The sequence below is a fragment of the Paenibacillus sp. GbtcB18 genome (genome assembly GCF_019091125.1).
Lineage (GTDB): Bacteria > Bacillota > Bacilli > Paenibacillales > NBRC-103111 > Paenibacillus_F > Paenibacillus_F chitinolyticus.
Map to the genome: position 1 here is coordinate 1 of NZ_JAGXJX010000583.1, position 254 is coordinate 254.

General features: G+C 65.0%; 1 protein-coding gene. It reads right to left on the reverse strand.

The annotated features are described in order from the left end of the window. Positions 1–244 (reverse strand): hypothetical protein (locus tag KVT34_RS30620; protein WP_217563336.1); only part of this gene is annotated, 244 nt, incomplete at its 3' end. Between the last annotated feature and the right edge of the window lie 10 nt (positions 245–254).

Here is a 254-nt window from a genome sequence, read left to right on the forward strand (position 1 = left end):
GAGGCGCGATGATCGCGTCCATGTGGTCGAGTGCGAACACGAGGTCCGAGAAATGCTGAGCGTCGCTCGGGTCACGGGCGAACCGCGACACGGGAAGACGCTTGGCCCGGAACGCGCCGTTCGAGTCCGCTCCGCCCACCAGGATGGTGTCGATCCCACCGGTCTCGAGGTCCTTGCGAATCGCCTCGAGGGACTCCGCGGCTGAACGGCTGCTGAAAGACGATGCTGTGACCCGGTCACACATGGGTTCTCCT